The following is a 297-nucleotide window of genomic DNA, read 5'->3' as shown; positions in this document are numbered from 1 at the left end:
GCCCACCCGTGGCAAGACCACCCGCTCGCCGGCGGCCATGGCCTGCTGCAGGCAGTTGGAGTCGTCGGGTTCGACACCGATCACCCTGATTTCGGGGCGCAGGTATTTGACGTACGCCGCTATACCAGCGATCAGCCCGCCACCGCCGACCGGGACGAAGATGGCATCCAGCCGCCCGGGATGCTGGCGCAGGATCTCCATGGCCACCGTGCCCTGGCCGGCGATGACGTCCGGATCGTCATAGGGCGGGACGAAGGTATAGCCCTGCTCTTCGACCAGGCGCAGGGCCTCGGCCAA

At 67.7% G+C, this 297-nt stretch carries 1 protein-coding gene; it reads right to left on the bottom strand.

The annotated features are described in order from the left end of the window. On the bottom strand, nt 1-297 hold a 297-nt coding region (locus RND78_RS28030), incomplete at both ends, for a pyridoxal-phosphate dependent enzyme (RefSeq protein WP_312733511.1).

This window comes from Pseudomonas oryzihabitans, from assembly GCF_032027545.1.
GTDB lineage: Bacteria > Pseudomonadota > Gammaproteobacteria > Pseudomonadales > Pseudomonadaceae > Chryseomonas > Chryseomonas oryzihabitans_F.
Note: the sequence above shows the minus strand (reverse complement) of the source record. Positions and strands in the feature narration are given on the sequence as shown.